15 protein-coding genes and 1 tRNA gene are annotated in these 16628 nt (G+C 67.5%); 2 read left to right on the forward strand and 14 right to left on the reverse strand.

Annotation, left to right across the window (positions count from 1 at the left end):
- Nucleotides 1-22: 22 nt before the first annotated feature.
- Nucleotides 23-1636 carry an NAD(P)/FAD-dependent oxidoreductase gene (locus AC07XS_RS00310; protein WP_182713090.1) on the forward strand — a complete coding sequence of 538 codons (1614 nt, stop codon included), beginning with the start codon at nucleotides 23-25 and terminating at the stop codon, nucleotides 1634-1636.
- Nucleotides 1637-1765: 129 nt separating this feature from the next.
- Here the strand turns inward: AC07XS_RS00310 and AC07XS_RS00315 are convergent, their stop codons facing one another.
- The 6 genes from AC07XS_RS00315 to AC07XS_RS00340 all read right to left on the reverse strand — a co-directional run bounded on the left by AC07XS_RS00315 (nucleotide 1766) and on the right by AC07XS_RS00340 (nucleotide 6523).
- Nucleotides 1766-2452 (reverse strand): acyl carrier protein, encoded by a 687-nt coding sequence (locus tag AC07XS_RS00315; RefSeq protein ID WP_182713091.1) that lies wholly within the window; start codon nucleotides 2450-2452, stop codon nucleotides 1766-1768.
- Between the two features lie 100 nt (nucleotides 2453-2552).
- On the reverse strand, nucleotides 2553-3347 hold the full coding sequence (locus tag AC07XS_RS00320) for an MBL fold metallo-hydrolase (RefSeq protein WP_182713092.1): 795 nt from the start codon (nucleotides 3345-3347) through the stop codon (nucleotides 2553-2555).
- Nucleotides 3344-4126 carry a TatD family hydrolase gene (locus tag AC07XS_RS00325; RefSeq protein ID WP_182713093.1) on the reverse strand — a complete coding sequence of 261 codons (783 nt, stop codon included), beginning with the start codon at nucleotides 4124-4126 and terminating at the stop codon, nucleotides 3344-3346. The genes AC07XS_RS00320 and AC07XS_RS00325 overlap by 4 nt, the downstream gene beginning before the upstream one ends.
- The gene (locus AC07XS_RS00330) at nucleotides 4126-5067 is read right to left on the reverse strand and encodes a DNA polymerase III delta subunit-related protein (protein WP_182713094.1); all 942 of its coding nucleotides are present in this window, start codon (nucleotides 5065-5067) and stop codon (nucleotides 4126-4128) included. The genes AC07XS_RS00325 and AC07XS_RS00330 overlap by 1 nt, the downstream gene beginning before the upstream one ends.
- Nucleotides 5064-5696, reverse strand: a complete 633-nt coding sequence (gene tmk, locus AC07XS_RS00335; RefSeq protein WP_182713095.1) for a dTMP kinase — start codon at nucleotides 5694-5696, stop codon at nucleotides 5064-5066. Before tmk ends, AC07XS_RS00330 begins: the two co-directional genes overlap by 4 nt.
- Nucleotides 5697-5734: 38 nt before the next feature.
- The gene (locus AC07XS_RS00340) at nucleotides 5735-6523 is read right to left on the reverse strand and encodes a septal ring lytic transglycosylase RlpA family protein (protein WP_182713210.1); all 789 of its coding nucleotides are present in this window, start codon (nucleotides 6521-6523) and stop codon (nucleotides 5735-5737) included.
- 110 nt (nucleotides 6524-6633) lie between these two features.
- Between AC07XS_RS00340 and AC07XS_RS00345 the strand changes: the two genes are divergently transcribed.
- Nucleotides 6634-6723: transfer RNA gene (locus tag AC07XS_RS00345), tRNA-Ser, on the forward strand.
- A 789-nt stretch (nucleotides 6724-7512) separates the two neighbouring features.
- On the opposite strand, the gene AC07XS_RS00350 is transcribed toward AC07XS_RS00345, so the two are convergent.
- The 8 genes from AC07XS_RS00350 to kdpB form a co-directional block, all read right to left on the reverse strand.
- A complete protein-coding gene (locus tag AC07XS_RS00350; RefSeq protein WP_494732640.1) occupies nucleotides 7513-8142 on the reverse strand; it encodes a helix-turn-helix transcriptional regulator in 630 nt (209 codons plus the stop codon).
- Nucleotides 8135-8401: a hypothetical protein gene (locus AC07XS_RS00355; RefSeq protein WP_287394638.1), complete on the reverse strand. Its 267-nt coding sequence runs from the start codon at nucleotides 8399-8401 to the stop codon at nucleotides 8135-8137. Before AC07XS_RS00355 ends, AC07XS_RS00350 begins: the two co-directional genes overlap by 8 nt.
- Nucleotides 8398-8937, reverse strand: a complete 540-nt coding sequence (locus AC07XS_RS00360; RefSeq protein WP_227975930.1) for a lytic transglycosylase domain-containing protein — start codon at nucleotides 8935-8937, stop codon at nucleotides 8398-8400. The genes AC07XS_RS00355 and AC07XS_RS00360 overlap by 4 nt, the downstream gene beginning before the upstream one ends.
- A 913-nt stretch (nucleotides 8938-9850) precedes the next feature.
- A complete protein-coding gene (locus tag AC07XS_RS00365; protein ID WP_054765924.1) occupies nucleotides 9851-10540 on the reverse strand; it encodes a response regulator in 690 nt (229 codons plus the stop codon).
- On the reverse strand, nucleotides 10540-13227 hold the full coding sequence (locus AC07XS_RS00370) for a sensor histidine kinase (RefSeq protein WP_182713096.1): 2688 nt from the start codon (nucleotides 13225-13227) through the stop codon (nucleotides 10540-10542). The genes AC07XS_RS00365 and AC07XS_RS00370 overlap by 1 nt, the downstream gene beginning before the upstream one ends.
- Nucleotides 13228-13806 (reverse strand): K(+)-transporting ATPase subunit C, encoded by a 579-nt coding sequence (gene kdpC, locus AC07XS_RS00375; RefSeq protein WP_182713097.1) that lies wholly within the window; start codon nucleotides 13804-13806, stop codon nucleotides 13228-13230.
- A gap of 10 nt (nucleotides 13807-13816) precedes the next feature.
- The gene (locus tag AC07XS_RS00380; protein WP_054765927.1) at nucleotides 13817-14533 is read right to left on the reverse strand and encodes a TorF family putative porin; all 717 of its coding nucleotides are present in this window, start codon (nucleotides 14531-14533) and stop codon (nucleotides 13817-13819) included.
- A 23-nt stretch (nucleotides 14534-14556) separates the two neighbouring features.
- Nucleotides 14557-16623 (reverse strand): potassium-transporting ATPase subunit KdpB, encoded by a 2067-nt coding sequence (kdpB, locus tag AC07XS_RS00385; protein WP_182713098.1) that lies wholly within the window; start codon nucleotides 16621-16623, stop codon nucleotides 14557-14559.
- Nucleotides 16624-16628: the final 5 nt, after the last annotated feature.

A 16628-nucleotide genomic window follows, 5' to 3' on the forward strand; every position in this document is an offset into this window, starting at 1 on the left:
TCGACCGGCTAGAACGCCCCGGATGTTGCGCCTGTCCGAACTCAAACTGCCCCTCGATCACCCGCCGGAGGCCTTGCCCGCCGCGATCGCCGCCCGGCTGGGCGTGCCGCCGCACGATCTTGTCTCCTGGTCGATATGGAAGCGGGCGCACGACGCCCGCCGGAAGTCCGCGATTCTGAAAGTCTACATCCTCGACGTCGAGGTTAGGGATGAAGCGGCGGTGCTGGCCCGCCTCGCAGACGACGTGCACGTGGCGCCGACGCCAGACGTCGCCTACCGCCCCGTCGCGGTGGCGCCCAGGACCGAGCGCCTGCGGCCGGTCGTGATCGGGGCCGGGCCGTGCGGCCTGTTCGCCGGGCTGATCCTGGCCGAGATGGGGTTCAAGCCGATCATCCTCGACCGCGGCAAGGTGGTTCGGCAGCGGACCAAGGACACCTGGGGCCTGTGGCGGAGCAGCAAGTTGGACCCGGAATCCAACGTGCAGTTCGGCGAGGGCGGCGCGGGCACCTTCTCCGACGGCAAGCTCTACAGCCAGATCAAGGATCCGCGTTTCCTGGCCCGCAAGGTGTTGACCGAATTCGTCGCAGCCGGGGCGCCGGAGGAAATCCTGACCGAGGCCCACCCGCACATCGGCACCTTCCGCCTGGTGACCATGGTCGAGGCCATGCGCGAGAAGATCGAAAAGCTGGGCGGCGAATACCGCTTCGAGCACCGGGTCACGGACATCGATCTCGACAAGGGCGTCCTTCGGGGCGTGCGCCTGCACACTGGCGAGACGCTGGAGGCCGATCACGTGGTCTTCGCCATCGGCCACTCGTCGCGCGACACCTTCCAGACCCTCTACGAGCGCGGCGTCCATATCGAGGCCAAGCCGTTCTCGATTGGCTTTCGCATCGAGCATCCGCAGTCGTGGATCGACAAGGCCATGTTCGGCCCCTGCGCCGGCCACCCTGACCTGGGCGCGGCGGCCTATTCGCTTTCGCACCATTGCTCGAATGGCCGCACCGTCTACAGCTTCTGCATGTGCCCGGGCGGCACGGTGGTCGCGGCCACCAGCGAGCCAGGCCGAGTCGTGACCAACGGCATGAGCCAGTATTCGCGCAACGAGCGCAACGCCAACTCCGGCTTCGTGGTCGGCATCTCGCCTGAGGATTATCCCAGCGACCATCCGCTGGCGGGCATCGAACTGCAACGGGATCTGGAGACCCGCGCCTATGCGGCCGGCGGCGGCGACTATTTCGCGCCGGGCCAGCTGGTCGGCGACTTCCTGGCGGGCCGCCCCTCGACCACGCTGGGCGAGGTCGTCCCCAGCTATAAACCGGGCGTCCGCCCGACCGACCTGGCGCCCCTGATGCCCGACTATGTGATCGCCGCCATGCGCGAGGCCCTGCCCGTCTTCGGCCGCAAGATCGCCCGCTACGACGACGCCCAGGCGGTTCTGACGGGGGTCGAAACCCGCAGTTCATCCCCGATCCGAATGACCCGCGGCGCCGACTTCCAGAGCTTGAACGTGCGCGGTCTCTTCCCTGCCGGCGAAGGCGCCGGCTACGCCGGCGGCATCCTGTCGGCCGCCGTCGACGGCATCAAGGTCGCCGAAGCCGTCGCCCGGTCGATGGTGGCGGAGGGGACGGCGTAGGCAAAAGGCGGCGCATCGCCGCGATCGTGCGGCAATCCGGACCTCGTCAGAGGGCGCTGATTGGCTTTCTGGCCGCTAGCCTAAGACGGTTCCCGCCCCATACGCGACGTTCGGATGGTCTGCTCGGCGCTACGCCAACAACCTTGTCTGGCGGGAAATCAACTCCGGACGAACGCCAGCTTCCCGCGCTAGCAAATCTCGAAATATCCGCCAGACTGTCGTCGGCCGAGCGTCAGCGCCCTTTGCGGCGAAAACGGCAAAGTTGGACAGCGCGATTTCCGTCGAAAGATCGCCAACGGACATCATTCCGAATGATGCGACACCAGAGCGCACGACAACCCAGCCCGCAACAGTTCCCATGGCCGAAAGAACAGCCATGATCGGGGAATGAGAGGCTAGAAGGCCAGCAATGCCGAATATCAGCAGCGCGATCCCCAAAAAAGTCTTCCCCCCAAAGGTCAGAGGAACAGGCGCCGTTTCCGTCTCTTGGGCCAAAGCCTTCAGCACGGCAGCCTGACGTATTCGTGTTAGGTCCCGGAGCTTTGTCGATGGGCGAATAACACCGGCGCTTCCCCTGCTCCGTAGAAACCGCCGCACGTCATAGAACGCCATCGAAGTCGAGCACTTGCCTTGTATCACCGTCGTGGCGAGCTTGCTCAGAACGGCTTCGTAAAAGTCGCCTACGGTCTCCCAGGAAGAAGTTTCCTCGTCCTTGAAAGAAAGGCCAAACGACCGTTCAATCGCGACCAGCACGTCGAGGTCATCGCCATCGCCAGCTAACCCGAGCGTCGTCAATGGGGCGGGAGTCGCGATCATACACCGAACGTCGCTCAAACCGCCTCTATCGGCAAGTTCCGCCTTTCACCCCGAACAGATGTCCCAAACGTCCGCTTTCCAGCGGAACCTTGCCAAAAACTCAGCCGATCATGCAGGTCCAGCCGTCGAACCCGACCTCGACATTGGCCGGAACGATCGCCGACAGTGCCTTGTAATCCATGTCGATATGCAGGTTCGTCAGCACCGCCCGCTCGACGTCCGCCGCCGCAATCCACTCCAGCGCCCGGTCCAGATGGGCGTGGGTCGGATGGGGGGTGTAGCGCAGGGCGTCGACGATCCAGACCTGGCACCCCGCCACCGCGCGGATCGCCGCCTCGTCCAGGTCCGAGACGTCGCTGGAATAGGCCATGTCGCCCAGCCGATAGCCGACCGACCGGATCGGCCCGTGCCCCTGATCGAAGGTCACGACCGGGATCGCGCCCCCCGGCCCCTCCACCGACCAGCTTGTCCCGTGCGGCGGGATGGGGCGAGCTTCCAGCAGCGGCGTGTAACCGAACTTGCTCTCGAAAATATAGTCGAACCGGTGCGCCAGGGACGTCAGGGTCGCCTCGTCCATCCAGGCCGGAATCCGCTTGCGCGCCCGCGCGGCGAAGGTCCGCAGGTCGTCGATCCCGTGGGTCTGGTCCGCATGGTCGTGGGTATAGAGGACGGCGTCCACATGCCGGGTCCCGCTGGCCAGCATCTGTTCGCGCAGGTCGGGCGAGGTGTCGATCAGGATGTTGGTCGTCCCCTCCGGCCCGGTCTTCCGCGCCAGCATCGAGCAGCGCGTCCGCCGGTTCCTCGGCTCGGCCGGGTCGCACACGCCCCAGTCGCCGTCGCCCCGCGGCACCCCGCCCGAAGATCCGCTGCCCAGGATGACGACTTCGAAGCTCATGCCGATCTCGGTATCCGGTCAAAGAGGCCGAAGAAGGCCTCGGTGGTTCTCAGGTCCGCCTCCTCGGCGCTCCAGCCCCGGATCTCGGCCAGCTTGTCCAGCACATGGCGGATATAGGCCGGCTCGTTGCGCCGCCCCCGATGCGGGATGGGCGCCAGATAGGGGCAGTCGGTCTCGACGATTATACGGTCGGCCGGCATGTCCCGGATCACCGCCCGCACATCCTCGGCCGCCTTGAAGGTGGCGATCCCCGAGACCGAGAACCAGGCCCCCAGTTCCGCAGCGATTCCGGCCAGTTCCGCACCGCTGGTGTAGCAGTGCATCAGCATCTTGAACGGGCCGGCGGCGTGCTCCTCCTTCAGGATCGCCCCCATGATCTCATCCGCCTCGCGGGTATGGATCACGAGCGGCAAACCGGTCTCGCGCGCTGCGGCCACATGCTGGCGGAACACCGCCGCCTGGATCTCGCGCGGGCTGAAGTCATAGTGGAAGTCCAGCCCGCACTCCCCGATCCCCACCACCTTGGGCCGCTGCGCCAGCTCCACCAGGGTCGCCGCCGTCAGGTCCGCCGCGTCCTTGGCCTCGTGCGGATGGACCCCGACCGTGCACCAGATGTCGTCGTTGGCCATGGCGATCCCGTGGGTCGCTTCAAAGGTGGTCAGCTTGTCGGAGATCTCGACCATCAGACCGACCCCAGCCTCGCGCGCCCGGGCGATCACCGCGTCCCGGTCTTCGTCGAACTGGGGGGCGTGCAGGTTCACATGGCTGTCGATCAGCATCAGCCTCTCCGTTCCTCTTGCGCCTGAACCCGTTTCAGGTCGGCCAGCGCCCCGGCGAGGACATCGCCCCGGTCCAGGTTCAACCCGGCCGCCCGCTCCGGCAACGGCTGCAGCCGCTCCCACAGCTCGGCCCAACGGTTGCCGAAGCCGGGCGCACTGTTCAGGGCCCGCATCCGCACCGCCGCGATCAGCCGGTCCATCAGGATGTCGAACCGCTCCTGCCCTTCCGCGCCCCGGAACCTGTCGGCTATGGCCAGGGCCTCGGCCCGGTCCACATCCCCCTCGACCCAGCGCCGCGCCAACTGGTCCATCTCGAAGGTCGCCCCCGACGCCAGGGCCAGGGCCGCGCCCGGCGACCCGCCCGCCATGGCCGCCGCATGTTCGGCCTCCTCCGGCTCCGCCCCCGTCCGGTTCCGCACCAGGGTCTCCAGCCGCTCCGGCGTCCAGATGGGGAAGCTCAGCCGCCGGCAGCGCGACCGGATCGTGGCCAGCAGCCGCCCCGGCGCATGGGTCACCAGGAACAGCACCCCCCGCTCGGGCGGCTCCTCCAGAACCTTCAGCAAGGCGTTGGCCGCATTGATGTTCAGGTCGTCGGCCGCATCGATGATCGCCACCCGGTGCTGGGCCTGGGAAGGGCTCTTGGAAAAGAACTCGGGCAGGTCGCGCGACTGATCGACCGAGATCGACTTCTTGGTCTTGCCCCCCTCGACCATCCGTTCCAGCACCAGCAGGTCGGGATGGGACTGGGCCGAGATCAGCCGGCTGACCGGATCGTCACGCCGCGCCGCGCGATAGGCGAAGGTCGCCTTGCCCGTCCCCTCGACCCCGCACAACAGCCAGGCGTGGTGCAGCCGCCCCCGCTCCCAGGCGTCCAGAAAGGCCGCCTCGGCCGCCGCGTCGGGGACCAGGTCGAACCGGTCGCGCGGGTGGTCCTCGCTCACAGCAGCCGGTCCTGCACCGCCCGCCAGACCCGCGCCTCGACCTCGTCCGGTGAACCCACGGCGTCGATGAGCACGCACCGATTAGGGTTGGCCTCGACGATGCGCAGAAAGCCCTCGCGCAGCCGCTGATGAAACTCCAACCCCTTGGACTCGAACCGCGTCTCGAACAGGCCGCGCCCGAACGCCCGCTCCAGCCCCACCTCGACCGGCAGGTCGAACACCAGGGTCAGATCCGGCTGGTCGTCTCCGACCACGCCCGCATCGATCTGTTCGATAAAGCTCTGGGCCACGCCGCCGCCGGCGCCCTGATAGGCCCGGCTTGAGTCGGCGAACCGGTCGCACACCACCCAGTCGCCGGCCTCCAGCGCCGGCCGGATGGTCCGCTCCAGATGGTCCGAACGCGAAGCGTACATCAGCAGAGTTTCGGTCATGGCCGACCAGGGCTCGGCGTCGGTGGCCACGACCAGGTTGCGGATCACCTCCGCCCCCTTCGATCCGCCCGGCTCTCGCGTGCGGACCACCTGGCGGTCGCCCAGAACGGGTTGCAGCCGCTCGACCAGCCGTCCGACCTGAGTCGACTTGCCGGAGCCCTCGCCGCCTTCGAAGCTGATGAATTTCCCACGGGTCACGGGCGCACTAATGGCGTCCGCAGCGCGGGAGGCAAGCCTTAGCCGCCGGATATCAACAGAGCGTCCGCATATCCGCGCGCCACGACCGCCTGACGGGCCGTCTCGGCCGCATTGGCGTCGCCCCAGGGACCGACCAGAACGCGGTACAGTCCGCCGGTCTCGTCCACGGTCGCGCGCTCGCCCAGCCTGCGCGCGGTCCGCCGCGCGCTGTTCTGATCCCTGAACGCCCCGGCCTGGACCCAGAAGCCGCCGCCCGCGCCGACCGGGGCTTCGGCCGAGGTCGAGGGAGCGGGCGCCGCCGCCTCGGCCCTCAGCACAGCGCCTCCGCCCAGTCGCGGCGCCCGGCCGAGATAGCGAACCCGCACCCGCCCCACGCCTTGCCGCAGCAGATCCAGCTCCTGCGCCGCGCCCCGCGACAGGTCGATGATTCGCCCATCGACGAACGGCCCGCGATCATTGACCCGCACCACGATCCGGCGCCCGTTCTCCAGATTGGTGACCTCGACCAGGCCCGGCAGCGGCAGGGTCTTATGCGCGGCGGTCAGCTGGCGCATGTCGAACCGTTCGCCGGTCGAGGTCGGCCGACCGTTGAAGGCGTCGCCGTACCAGGAGGCCAGACCGACCTCGTCATAATCGGGCTGTTCCTTCGGCGTGTACCACCGCCCGCGCACCTGATAGGGCCGCATCGTCCCCGACACGATCGGGGCCGGATCCTTGACCACCGGCGCGGCGCCGCCGCCTCGCCCGCCGCCCAATGTCGAACAGGCCGCCAGCAGCGAGAACAGCCCCAAAACCAGGCCGCTCCGGATCCACTGTCCAATTCGCATCGGCACGCCTCGTCACACTCGTCCAAAAACAGGATGACCGAAGACATTTCCGCTTTGGTTAATGGGGCGTTCGCCTGCTATGGCGTCCGCCCGACCGGGCGATCCGGCAAGGAAGTGTGGCCGAGTGGTTTAAGGCACTGGTCTTGAAAACCAGCGACGGTGCGAGCCGTCCGTGGGTTCGAATCCCACCGCTTCCGCCATTTGCATTAATTTTATTACGCAAATTCTAGCTTTTTCTATACGCCCACCTAAACACCCGCCTATCACAACACCGCTTCAGATGGCTTTTCAGGGCGTTCGAGGTGTGTTCGGTTATCTCCAGTTTCGCCTGGTCCGGGAGTTCTGTCTCACTTCCACAGCGGTTTGAGGCGCGATTCGGCGATATGCCCGAACCATCTCAGGCGAAGAGAGAACGAGAGTCCGCCAAGCACGCAGCACTGTCGTCAGCCGGATCGCGCCGTCTCCTTAATCGACCCTCGCCATCATCCAGCGACGAAAGGCGTCGGCGCCCGCTTGTGCCCCGAAGTGAATCGTGTCGGCCATGGCGTAGAACCAGCTCGTCCCCAGCCTGCTAATCAGCCACGTACCCAGCGAGCGCTCACGACTGGCCCGCGATCGGGCAAGCGGAGCGAGGTCATGCGGGACCATTCGTTCGGCGTCAGCTGTTTCCATCGGCCGCGATAGATCGTGCTTGCCTTGGCTGTCGATTGGCCACTTCGCCTTTCCAACAGATCCTGACCGCCTCGGGTCGGTAGCGCGAACTCCATGGACGCGGGGGAGCGTCCTCAGTGATCCCGAAATGACGGACCGAGTCCGCACCATGTCGATCATTCCCACGTCATGGCGCGCCTCCACGCAGTGACGGAAATTAGGGATCACCTGAAGAGGTGGCGCCAGTCAGACGATACAGTCGAGGGCCCGCCCCGTAAGACCGTCGCCGCATCGACCGAGGCCTAAGTTGAGGTCGGGGCCAGAGTTGAAGATGAAGGCTAGAAGCCGAAGTCCGTCTGAGCTGGATCCGGACCACGTGAACGTCGTCGCGGCTTGCGCGCCGCCACTGCGGGCGGCGTACACGGTGGAGGTGGAGGTGGTGTTGGGGATTGCGGCGGAACCGACCCCGTCGTCGCCGAACCGGGCGCCCGCTCGCGGGACGGACCGTTCTCCCGCGACGACAGTGGCATGCCCGGCAGACGCGGCGGGCTCGGCGGGCTCGGCGGGCTGAAACGCCGCTCGCCGCCCGGCGCTCGGCCGGGAACCGGTTCGGCGCCTCGCCTCGCCCTTTTCCAGGCGTTCAATTCGCTTTCCCGCCATCCGACCCGACCTGGGGACACGGGTATGGGCCAAGGGAAGAGTCCTGCCCGCTGCATGCGCCAGGCCGTCGTTCGGCTGAAGCCGACGAGGTTTTGAACCTCGGGCCAGAGCAAAAGCCGGTCATCCGGACCGCCGGGCTGGACGCCGTCGTCGTTTAACCGGAACGGGGTCGCCCGGCCTCTTGGAGGCGGAACCGGCGTCGATTCCGCGCGGTCGAGGATCACGTCCGTCACGATCCGCTCCCTCACCGCCTTCGGATGGGCGGAGAAGAGGTTGGGGCCGTCGGATCGGGGCGTCCGATCAGACACGGCGTCGGCTCTGGGCGGCGGCGGGGGCGCCGGTGCGGAGCCCCAATATCTGGGCCGCCGCCCAGGCTTCCAGCAGATTGCGGGGATAGAAGGGTTTTGAACGGACGTGGAGACACGGAGGTCCGTCCGACCGGGTGGACCAAAGCTGCGCCAGCGGGGCCGGCTTGAGCCGGATGCCCCGCTGCGCCAGGAAGGCGGAGGTCTCGGCGCGCGTCAGGAGCGCGCCCTCCTCCACCGCCGAAAACGCGGGCTCCGTCACCACTGGGAGCCTCCCGTAGGCTGGCATTGCTGGACGGTGAGGATCCGCCGGCCCGCCGTCAGGGCGGAGGTAGCAGCCCAGAACGCTCGCGACGTACTGGCGGGTTTCGGCGATGTCGGGGATCTGTCCGAGCCGGGCCACCCGGGGGGTCCGGCGTTGTAGGCGGCCAGAGCCAGCCGCACGTCGCCGAACCGGACGAGTTGCTGCGCCAGATAGGCCACGCCGCCGCGCACGTTCTCCTCCGGCTCCAAACGATTCGGAACTTGAAGATCGGCGGCTGTCCCGGGCATCAATTGGGTCAGGCCACAGGCGCCGGCGATCAAACAGGCCTCGGGTCGATAGGCGCTTTCAACAATGACGACGGCGTGAAGCAGCTTCTCGTCGAGGCCGTGTCGCCGCGCGGCGGCCTCCACAGCCGCCTGGTAAGGCTGGCTGAGCGCCGCGATCCTGTCGCTCAGCGCTTCGAACTCACCGACGCCCTCCCTGTCCTCAGACGAGAAGCCGAACAGTCCGCCGCCGGCGGCGGACCAGTCCACGGCCTGGGCCCGTGCCGGTCCAATGCCCATAGTCGGGCTGACGAGGCACAGGAGGAGGGCCGCGCGGCTGGCATACCTCACCACAGACGAACGTCCGGCTTGGCCACTCTGGCTGGCAACTGAGCGCCAACGGCGGTCATGTGGACTATGCCGGATAGAGGACATTCGCGCGTGGATCTGAGGCACGCTTTCGGGCGCGATGCATGCTTTTCAAACCCACCCTTAGCAGACATGACCGGGCCCGTTTCAGGCCCGGTCGAGAGTCACAGATCGATCTGCTCTGACATCTCCAGGGCGTCGTCCACCTCGATGCCGAGGTATCGGACAGTGCTCTCCAGTTTCCGGTGACCCAATAGGAGTTGGCAAGCCCGCAGGTTACCGGTCTCCTTGTAGACGAGAGACACCTTAGTGCGGCGGAGGCTGTGAGTTCCGTACCCTGCGATTCGAGGTCGATCATCCGAATCCATTGATCGACGAGCCGGGCGTCCTGTCGGGCGCCGATGTGCTGCCCCGGCCGGCTACGACTGGGGAACAGCCAGTCCTCATCGCGCTGACCCCGGACCTTTAACCAGGCAGCGATTGCGTCACGCGCGGCCTCTGTGATTTCGAACGGCACAGGCCTACCCGTCTTCTGCTGGATGACGAATGAGCGCTGGCGGAAGGCCCAGATGTGCTTTGGCTTGAGCGGCGCCTCGGGGCCGATCAGACCAGCCCGTGTTCCATGGCGCTTGGGTTGGATGAATAGGTCAGACTGGCGCATGGCCAACCTCCATTGAGGTCGCCTCCATGTGCGTTGCCATTCTATGACCACAGCAGCTCTCAGCGCCGTCGGCGGTCAGGTCTTTAACCCAAAGAGCATCTTCAGATAATCGCCATGGCGCCGCCGTCCCGCCTCGGCTACCGGTCGGCTGAATCAAGTGGCAAGCCGATACCCAATGCCTGGTTCGGTGACGAGCAAAGCGGGCTGGGCTGGGTCTTTCTCCAGCTTGTGCCGGAGTTGGCCGATCACGACACGCAGATACTGGACGTCGTGCAGGTGGCCGGCGCCCCAGACGGTCTTCAGCAGATCGACATGGCCCAGCACCTTGCCGGCGTTGCGCGCCAGATAGGCCAGGACGTCGTACTCCTTGGGCCGCAGCTTCACCCGCTCGCCGGCGCGGGTGACGATCCGGCGGTCCAGATCGATTATGACATCCTCCGCCGTGACCACCCCGCCAGCGACCGGCGTCAGCATGCCTTGGCGCAAGCCTGCGCGGATGCGCGCCAGCAATTCGCCGACGCCGAATGGCTTTTCCACATAGTCATTGGCCCCCAGGTCCAAGGCCGCAATTTTTTCCGCCTCGCGGTCGCGTGCGGACAGGATGATGATCGGTCCCTTGTAGAACTCGCGCGCGCGGGTCAGCACGTCCTTGCCGTCCATATCGGGCAGGCCCAGGTCCAGGACCACGGCGTCGGGGTTCCACAGGGCGATGGCGCGCAGGCCTTCCTGTCCGCTGTCGGCGCGCTTGGGTTCATAGCCGGCGGCGTCGAGCGCAGGCGACAGAAACCGGTGGATTTGTGGTTCGTCGTCGATGACCAGAATCTGGGGGCGAACGGCGGTCATCACAGCAGATCCGGATGGGTGGCGATGGACTTGGGCAGGCTGATCAGAATTCGAGTTCCGCGCTTTTCACCGTCCGGTCCGTCCTGGATCGGGCTGGCGGCGGCGATGCGGCCGCGCATGGCCTCGACGAAGCCCTTGGCGATGGCGAGCCCCAGGCCGGCCCCTTTTGCACGGTCGGTGGATTCCTCCATACGCCGAAACTTGTCGAACACCCTTTCCAGCTCCGCAGTCGGGATGCCCCTGCCCTCGTCCTCGATGGAGATGACGACGGCGCCGCGATCCTCATAAGCCGCCAGTTCGATGGTCGTGCCGTCGGGGCTGTAGGCGATGGCGTTTTCCAGAATGTTGACCACCGCCTGTTCCAAGAGGCCCGGATCGGCCTCGACCATGCTGAGCTGGGCGGGAAAGTCTCGTGTGACCTTGCGCTGGCCCAGGCGGCGCGACACCCGGTCGGCGGCGGCGTTCAGGATGTCGCGCACATCGGTCCAGTCGGTGCGGACGTTCAGCCCGCCGCCCTCCAGCCGAGTCATGTCCAGCAGGTCGCCGACGTAGCGGGACAGGCGTTCGGCCTCTTCGCGGATGCTCAGCAAAAGATCGTCGCGAACCTCGGGCTTCAGGGTCGCACCATAGTCGATCAGCGTCGTCGCCGAGCCCAGGACGGTGGACAGGGGCGTGCGCAGATCGTGGCTGACCGAGTTCATCAGGGCGGCGCGGAAACGGTCGGCGCGGCGCAGAGTCTCAGTCTCCAGCGCCTGTCCCGCAAGGTCGGCGCGCTCCAGCGCAACGGCGCCCTGATCGAGCAGGGCCAGGGCCAGGCGCTCCTCGTCCGAACCGGCCGTCACGGCCGAGGCGTCGATGCCCGCCACCCCTGCCCGTCCCCGAACCCCCTGCAGGGGTTGGAACCGCCATCGGCTCTGCGGCAGGGTGCCGGTGCCGTGTCCGGCGACCTCGCCATGCATCCAGGCCCAGCGGGCGGCCGCCATGGCGTCGGCGCCCAGGGTCGCGCCTTCCGGACTGGCGGCCGCCGGGACGATGTCGTCTCCGTCCGGCAGCAAGACCACGGCTCCCGCACCCGCAGCGGCCGACGCCTGTTCGGCCAGGCTTAGAGCCGTGCCGGCGCGATCCTGGGCGGCAGACAGGGTCTGGCTGGCGGCCAGCAAGGCCGAGACGGCGGCGGCGCGCCTCTGGGCGGCGCGGGCCTGTTCGCGCACCCGCCCCGCCAGGGCCCCGGCGCCCAGTGCGACGGCCCAGAACAGCACCAGAGTGAGAAAGTCGGTCGGCGAGCCGATCAGGAAACTGTAGCGCGGCTGAAGGAACAGGAAGTTGTAGGTCAGAAAGGCCAGGGTCGCCGCCCCCAGGGCCGGGCGCAGGCCGTTCAACACCGCAGCCGCCACGACCGCCGCCAGATAGATGACGCCCAGATCGACCCGCTCGAACCGCGTGTCCAGCAGCAGGGCGACGCCCGTCGCCGCACCGATGGAGCCGGCGCTCGCGCTATAGGCGCGCCAATCCGCGCCGCCGCGCGCTCCCGCCCGCGTCGCCGGTTCGGGCGCCGCCAGATCGCCTTCGGTCACCACATGAACCGCGACGCCCTGGGCCTTGCGCAGCAGTTCGGTCGCCAGGGCCCGGCCGGTCCATTCGGCGAACCGCCCGCCTCGCGTCTTGCCGATGACGATCTGGGTGACGTTGTTGCGATGGGCGTGATCCAGGACGGCGCGCACCACGTCGTCGCCGCTCAGCGTCACCGGGCGCGCCCCCAGTTGCTCGGCCAGTTTGAAGGCCTCGGACAGGCGCGCCATGGAGCGAGCGTCAGAGCGCGAGCCCGACGGCCGTTCCACATGGGCCACCGACCAAGGGGCGTTCATCATCATGTCCGACATCCGTCGCCCGGTCCGCACCAGAGACGCGCTCATGGCGTCGCCGCCCACCAGGACCATGATCCGCTCGCTCGCCGCCCAGGGCCCGGACACGCCGCGGTCCCGCAGATGGGACAACAGCTGATCGTCCACCGTCTGGGCCGCGCGGCGCAGGGCCAGTTCGCGCAGGGCTGTCAGATTCTCCAGCTTGAAGAAGTTCTCGGACGCCACCTGCGCCGTCTCGGGCACATAGACCTTGCCCTCGGCCAGGCGAGCGCGGAGGTCCTCGGGCGTGATGTCCACCACCTCGATGTCGTCGGCTTCGGTCAGGAGGCTGTCGGGCACCGTTTCGCGCTGACGCACGCCGGTGATGCGCAGGATAACGTCGGAGAGGCTTTCCAGATGCTGGATGTTCAGCGTCGTCCAGATGTCGATCCCGGCGTCGCGCAGCTCTTCCACGTCCTGCCAGCGTTTCGGATGGCGCGAACCCGGCGCGTTGGAATGGGCGTACTCATCAACCAGCAGCAGACCCGGGCGGCGCGCCAGGGCGCCGTCGAGATCGAACTCCATCAGCGACCGCCCACGATGGTCGATCGGCGCGCGCGGCATGACCTCCAGCCCGCGCAGCAGACTCATGGTCTCCTTGCGGCCGTGGGTCTCAACCAGACCCACGACGACATCCAGCCCCTCAGCCTTTCGGCGACGAGCGGCGCGCAGCATTTCATAGGTCTTGCCCACGCCGGGCGACATGCCCAGAAACACCTTCAGCCGCCCGCGCTTGCGGCGCGGAACGGCTGAAGTCGCGGGCGTTTCGGGCGCCGTCTCGGGCAATCAGCCCTCCGCGCCGAAGCGGGCGTCCAGCGCCCTGTTGGTCAGCAGAACATTGACGCGCGGCTGGCCGATGAAGCCGAGGAAGGCCCCCTCGGTCTGCGCGTCGATGATCGTCTGGACCTGCTGCACGGAAACGCCTCTGGCGCGGGCGATCCGCGCGGCCTGAAGCCGAGCGTAGGCCGGGGACACGTCCGGGTCGAGGCCAGAACCCGAGGTCGTCACCGCATCGGCGGGGATGACGCCGGGACCGTCCTCGGCGCGGATGGCCTGGGCGCTTTCGGCGACCCGCGCCGCCAGGTCCGGGTTCAACGGCCCCATGTTCGAGCCCGACGAGGCGGCGGCGTCATAGCCGTCGCCCGCAGCCGAGGGGCGCGGATGCAGATAGGTCGAACCCGCGAACGGCTGTCCGATCAGGGCCGAGCCAACGACCCGACCGCCGGCGTCGCGCACCAGGCTGCCGTTGGCCTGGCTGGGGAAGGCGATCTGGGCGATCCCCGTCACCGCCAGCGGATAAGCCAGCCCCAGCAGGAGGGTGAAAAGAGCCATCATCACGATGGCTGGACGCAGTTGGTTGACCATGGTCCTCGCCTCAGAAGGTCACCTTCAGCGTCGCTATGGCGCGCGCGCCGTAGAGATCGCCGAAGTCGTGTTGATCGGTGTCGTGATAGCGCAGGTCGACGGCCAGGGTGTCGGTCAGCTGATAGGCCGCGCCCAGGTTCCAGGTGGTGTAGTCTAGGTCCGAAGACACCCACTGACGCCCGACGGCGCCAGAAACAGTCCATTTCTCGGCTGGGCTGACGGCGCCGTTGATCTCCGCATAGGACGCCTCGTCCTCCGATGCGCCGAAGAAGTCGGGTGAATAATAGACCGCCGCTCCCAGGGTCGCGGGACCTACAGCGCGCGAGGCCGCCGCTTTCAGCTCGACATAGTCATAGTCCGCGCCGTCCGGCTGGCCGGCGTACAGATAGCCGATGACGCCGAAGTCCAGGGCATAGCCCGCCACCTCGGGCCGATAGCCGGCGTAGAGATCGACCTCGGCGTGGGTGTCGTCGCCGAAATCGACATTGGAGGCCCAGCCGCCGGCGTAGAAGCCATTGCGGGTCAGATCGACGCCCGCCGAGATCGCCGGATCTTCCTGCGTCTGGCTGACGCCGCGGAAGACATAGTCGGACGTCAGGGCGACGTTTGCCGAAACATCCTGCGCCTTGGCCTCGCTGCATAGGCCCAGGCCTGCGATTGCGGCGATACTGGCGGCGGCGAACCAGGCGTCGTTACGGCCGGAGGCCTTGTTGAGACGATTACGCATGGAGATATCCTTGGAAGCGCGCATCAGGCCAGGCCCAGCGCGGAAATGACGAGATCGATCAGCTTGATGCCGACGAACGGCGCGATCAGACCGCCCACGCCGTAGATCAGCAGGTTGCGACCCAGCAGGGCGCCGGCGCCGATGGCCCGGTATTTGACGCCCTTCAGCGCCAGCGGGATCAGGGCGACGATGATCAGGGCGTTGAAGATCACCGCCGACAGTATGGCGCTTTCGGGACTGTGCAGACGCATCACGTTCAGCGCGCCGAGCGACGGCAGGGCGACCACGAACATGGCCGGGATGATGGCGAAATACTTGGCCACGTCGTTGGCGACCGAGAAGGTGGTCAGGGCGCCGCGCGTGATCAGCAGTTGCTTGCCGACCTCGACGATCTCGATGACCTTGGTCGGATCGCTGTCCAGATCGACCATATTGCCGGCCTCGCGCGCGGCCTGGGCGCCGGTCTGCATGGCCACCCCGACATCGGCCTGGGCCAGAGCGGGCGCGTCATTGGCGCCGTCGCCGCACATGGCGACCAGACGGCCCTTGGCCTGTTCGGCCTTGATCAGGCGCATCTTGTCCTCGGGCGTCGCCTCGGCGAGGTAGTCGTCCACCCCGGCTTCCGAGGCGATGGCCGCCGCCGTCACCGGATTGTCGCCGGTGATCATGACGGTGCGCAGGCCCATGCGACGCAGGTCGGCGAAGCGCGCCTTCACGCCCGGCTTGACCACGTCCTTCAGGTGGATGACGCCGACCAGCACGCCGTTCTGGGTCACGGCCAGGGGCGTGCCGCCCGAACGGGCGATCCGGTCCACCGCCTGACGGAACTCGGCGGGAGCCGCGCCGTCGGACAGGTTCAGATCCTTCAACACCGCATCGACCGCGCCCTTCCTCCAGCTGTCCTTGCCGACGTCCAGGCCCGACTGGCGGGTGACGGCGGTGAAGGGGATGGCGACGGCGCCGACAGGTTGTTCGACCGAGACGCCTGCGTTGCGGCCCAGCTCGACGATGGACCGGCCCTCAGGCGTCTCGTCGGCCAGGGACGCCATGACGGCCGCGGCCAGGGCGGCCTCGGGGCGCACGCCGGGAACCGGGATGACGTCGGTCGCCATGCGGTTGCCGAAGGTGATGGTGCCGGTCTTGTCGAGCAGCAGGGTGTCGACGTCGCCTGCCGCCTCCACCGCACGGCCCGAGGTGGCCAGCACGTTCACCTTCAGCAACCGGTCCATGCCGGCGATGCCGACGGCGGACAGCAGGCCCCCGATCGTGGTTGGGATCAGGGTGATGAACAGGGCGCCCAGCACCATCGGGTCCAGATCGACGCCCGAATAGGCGCCCAGGCCCACCAGGGTCACGACCGCGATCAGGAAGATCAGGGTCAGGCCGACCAACAGCACGGCCAGAGCCAGTTCGTTCGGCGTCTTGCGTCGATCCGCGCCCTCGACCATGGCGATCATGCGGTCCAGGAAGGTCGAGCCCGGCTTGGCGGTGATGCGCACCTTGATCCAGTCGGACACCACGGTGGTGCCGCCGGTCACCGCCGAACGGTCGCCGCCGCTTTCGCGGATCACCGGGGCGCTCTCGCCGGTGATGGCGGCCTCGTTGACCGAGGCCACGCCCTCGATGATCTCGCCGTCCGAGGCGATGACATCGCCGGCCTCGACCAGGATGACGGATCCGATCTCAAGATCCGACGCATTGGTCGGGATCACCATGCCGGTCTCGGGATCGACGATCAGCTTGGCCTTGGTTGTGACGCGGGTGGCGCGCAGACTATCGGCCGCCGCCTTGCCCCGCCCTTCGGCGACGCTTTCGGCGACATTGGCGAACAGGACCGTGGCCCACAGCCACAGCGCCAGTTGCACCGCAAAGCCCGCCGATTGACCGCCGGCCATGGCCGCCGCCGCCGAGATCGTGGACAGAAGCGCCACGATCCAGGTGGTGAAGATAACCGGGTTCTTGACCAGTTTGACCGGGTTCAGCTTGACGAAGGCGTCGCCGACTGCGCGCCCGATCATCGCCCCGGAGAGACCGCCCGCGAGGGGCGACGCACCGCCGCCCTCGCGGGGATCGAGTGTGATTTGTGTCATGTCAG

This window comes from Brevundimonas sp. GW456-12-10-14-LB3, from assembly GCF_059424365.1.

Excerpts from the sequence above, each read along its gene's own strand:
- AC07XS_RS00310 (WP_182713090.1), top strand. The coding sequence starts at position 23 with ATGTTGCGCCTGTCCGAACTCAAACTGCCCCTCGATCACCCGCCGGAG.
- AC07XS_RS00315 (WP_182713091.1), bottom strand. The coding sequence starts at position 2,452 with ATGATCGCGACTCCCGCCCCATTGACGACGCTCGGGTTAGCTGGCGAT.
- AC07XS_RS00320 (WP_182713092.1), bottom strand. The coding sequence starts at position 3,347 with ATGAGCTTCGAAGTCGTCATCCTGGGCAGCGGATCTTCGGGCGGGGTG.
- AC07XS_RS00325 (WP_182713093.1), bottom strand. The coding sequence starts at position 4,126 with ATGCTGATCGACAGCCATGTGAACCTGCACGCCCCCCAGTTCGACGAA.
- AC07XS_RS00340 (WP_182713210.1), bottom strand. The coding sequence starts at position 6,523 with ATGCGAATTGGACAGTGGATCCGGAGCGGCCTGGTTTTGGGGCTGTTC.
- AC07XS_RS00365 (WP_054765924.1), bottom strand. The coding sequence starts at position 10,540 with ATGACCGCCGTTCGCCCCCAGATTCTGGTCATCGACGACGAACCACAA.
- kdpC (WP_182713097.1), bottom strand. The coding sequence starts at position 13,806 with ATGGTCAACCAACTGCGTCCAGCCATCGTGATGATGGCTCTTTTCACC.
- AC07XS_RS00380 (WP_054765927.1), bottom strand. The coding sequence starts at position 14,533 with ATGCGTAATCGTCTCAACAAGGCCTCCGGCCGTAACGACGCCTGGTTC.
- kdpB (WP_182713098.1), bottom strand. The coding sequence starts at position 16,623 with ATGACACAAATCACACTCGATCCCCGCGAGGGCGGCGGTGCGTCGCCC.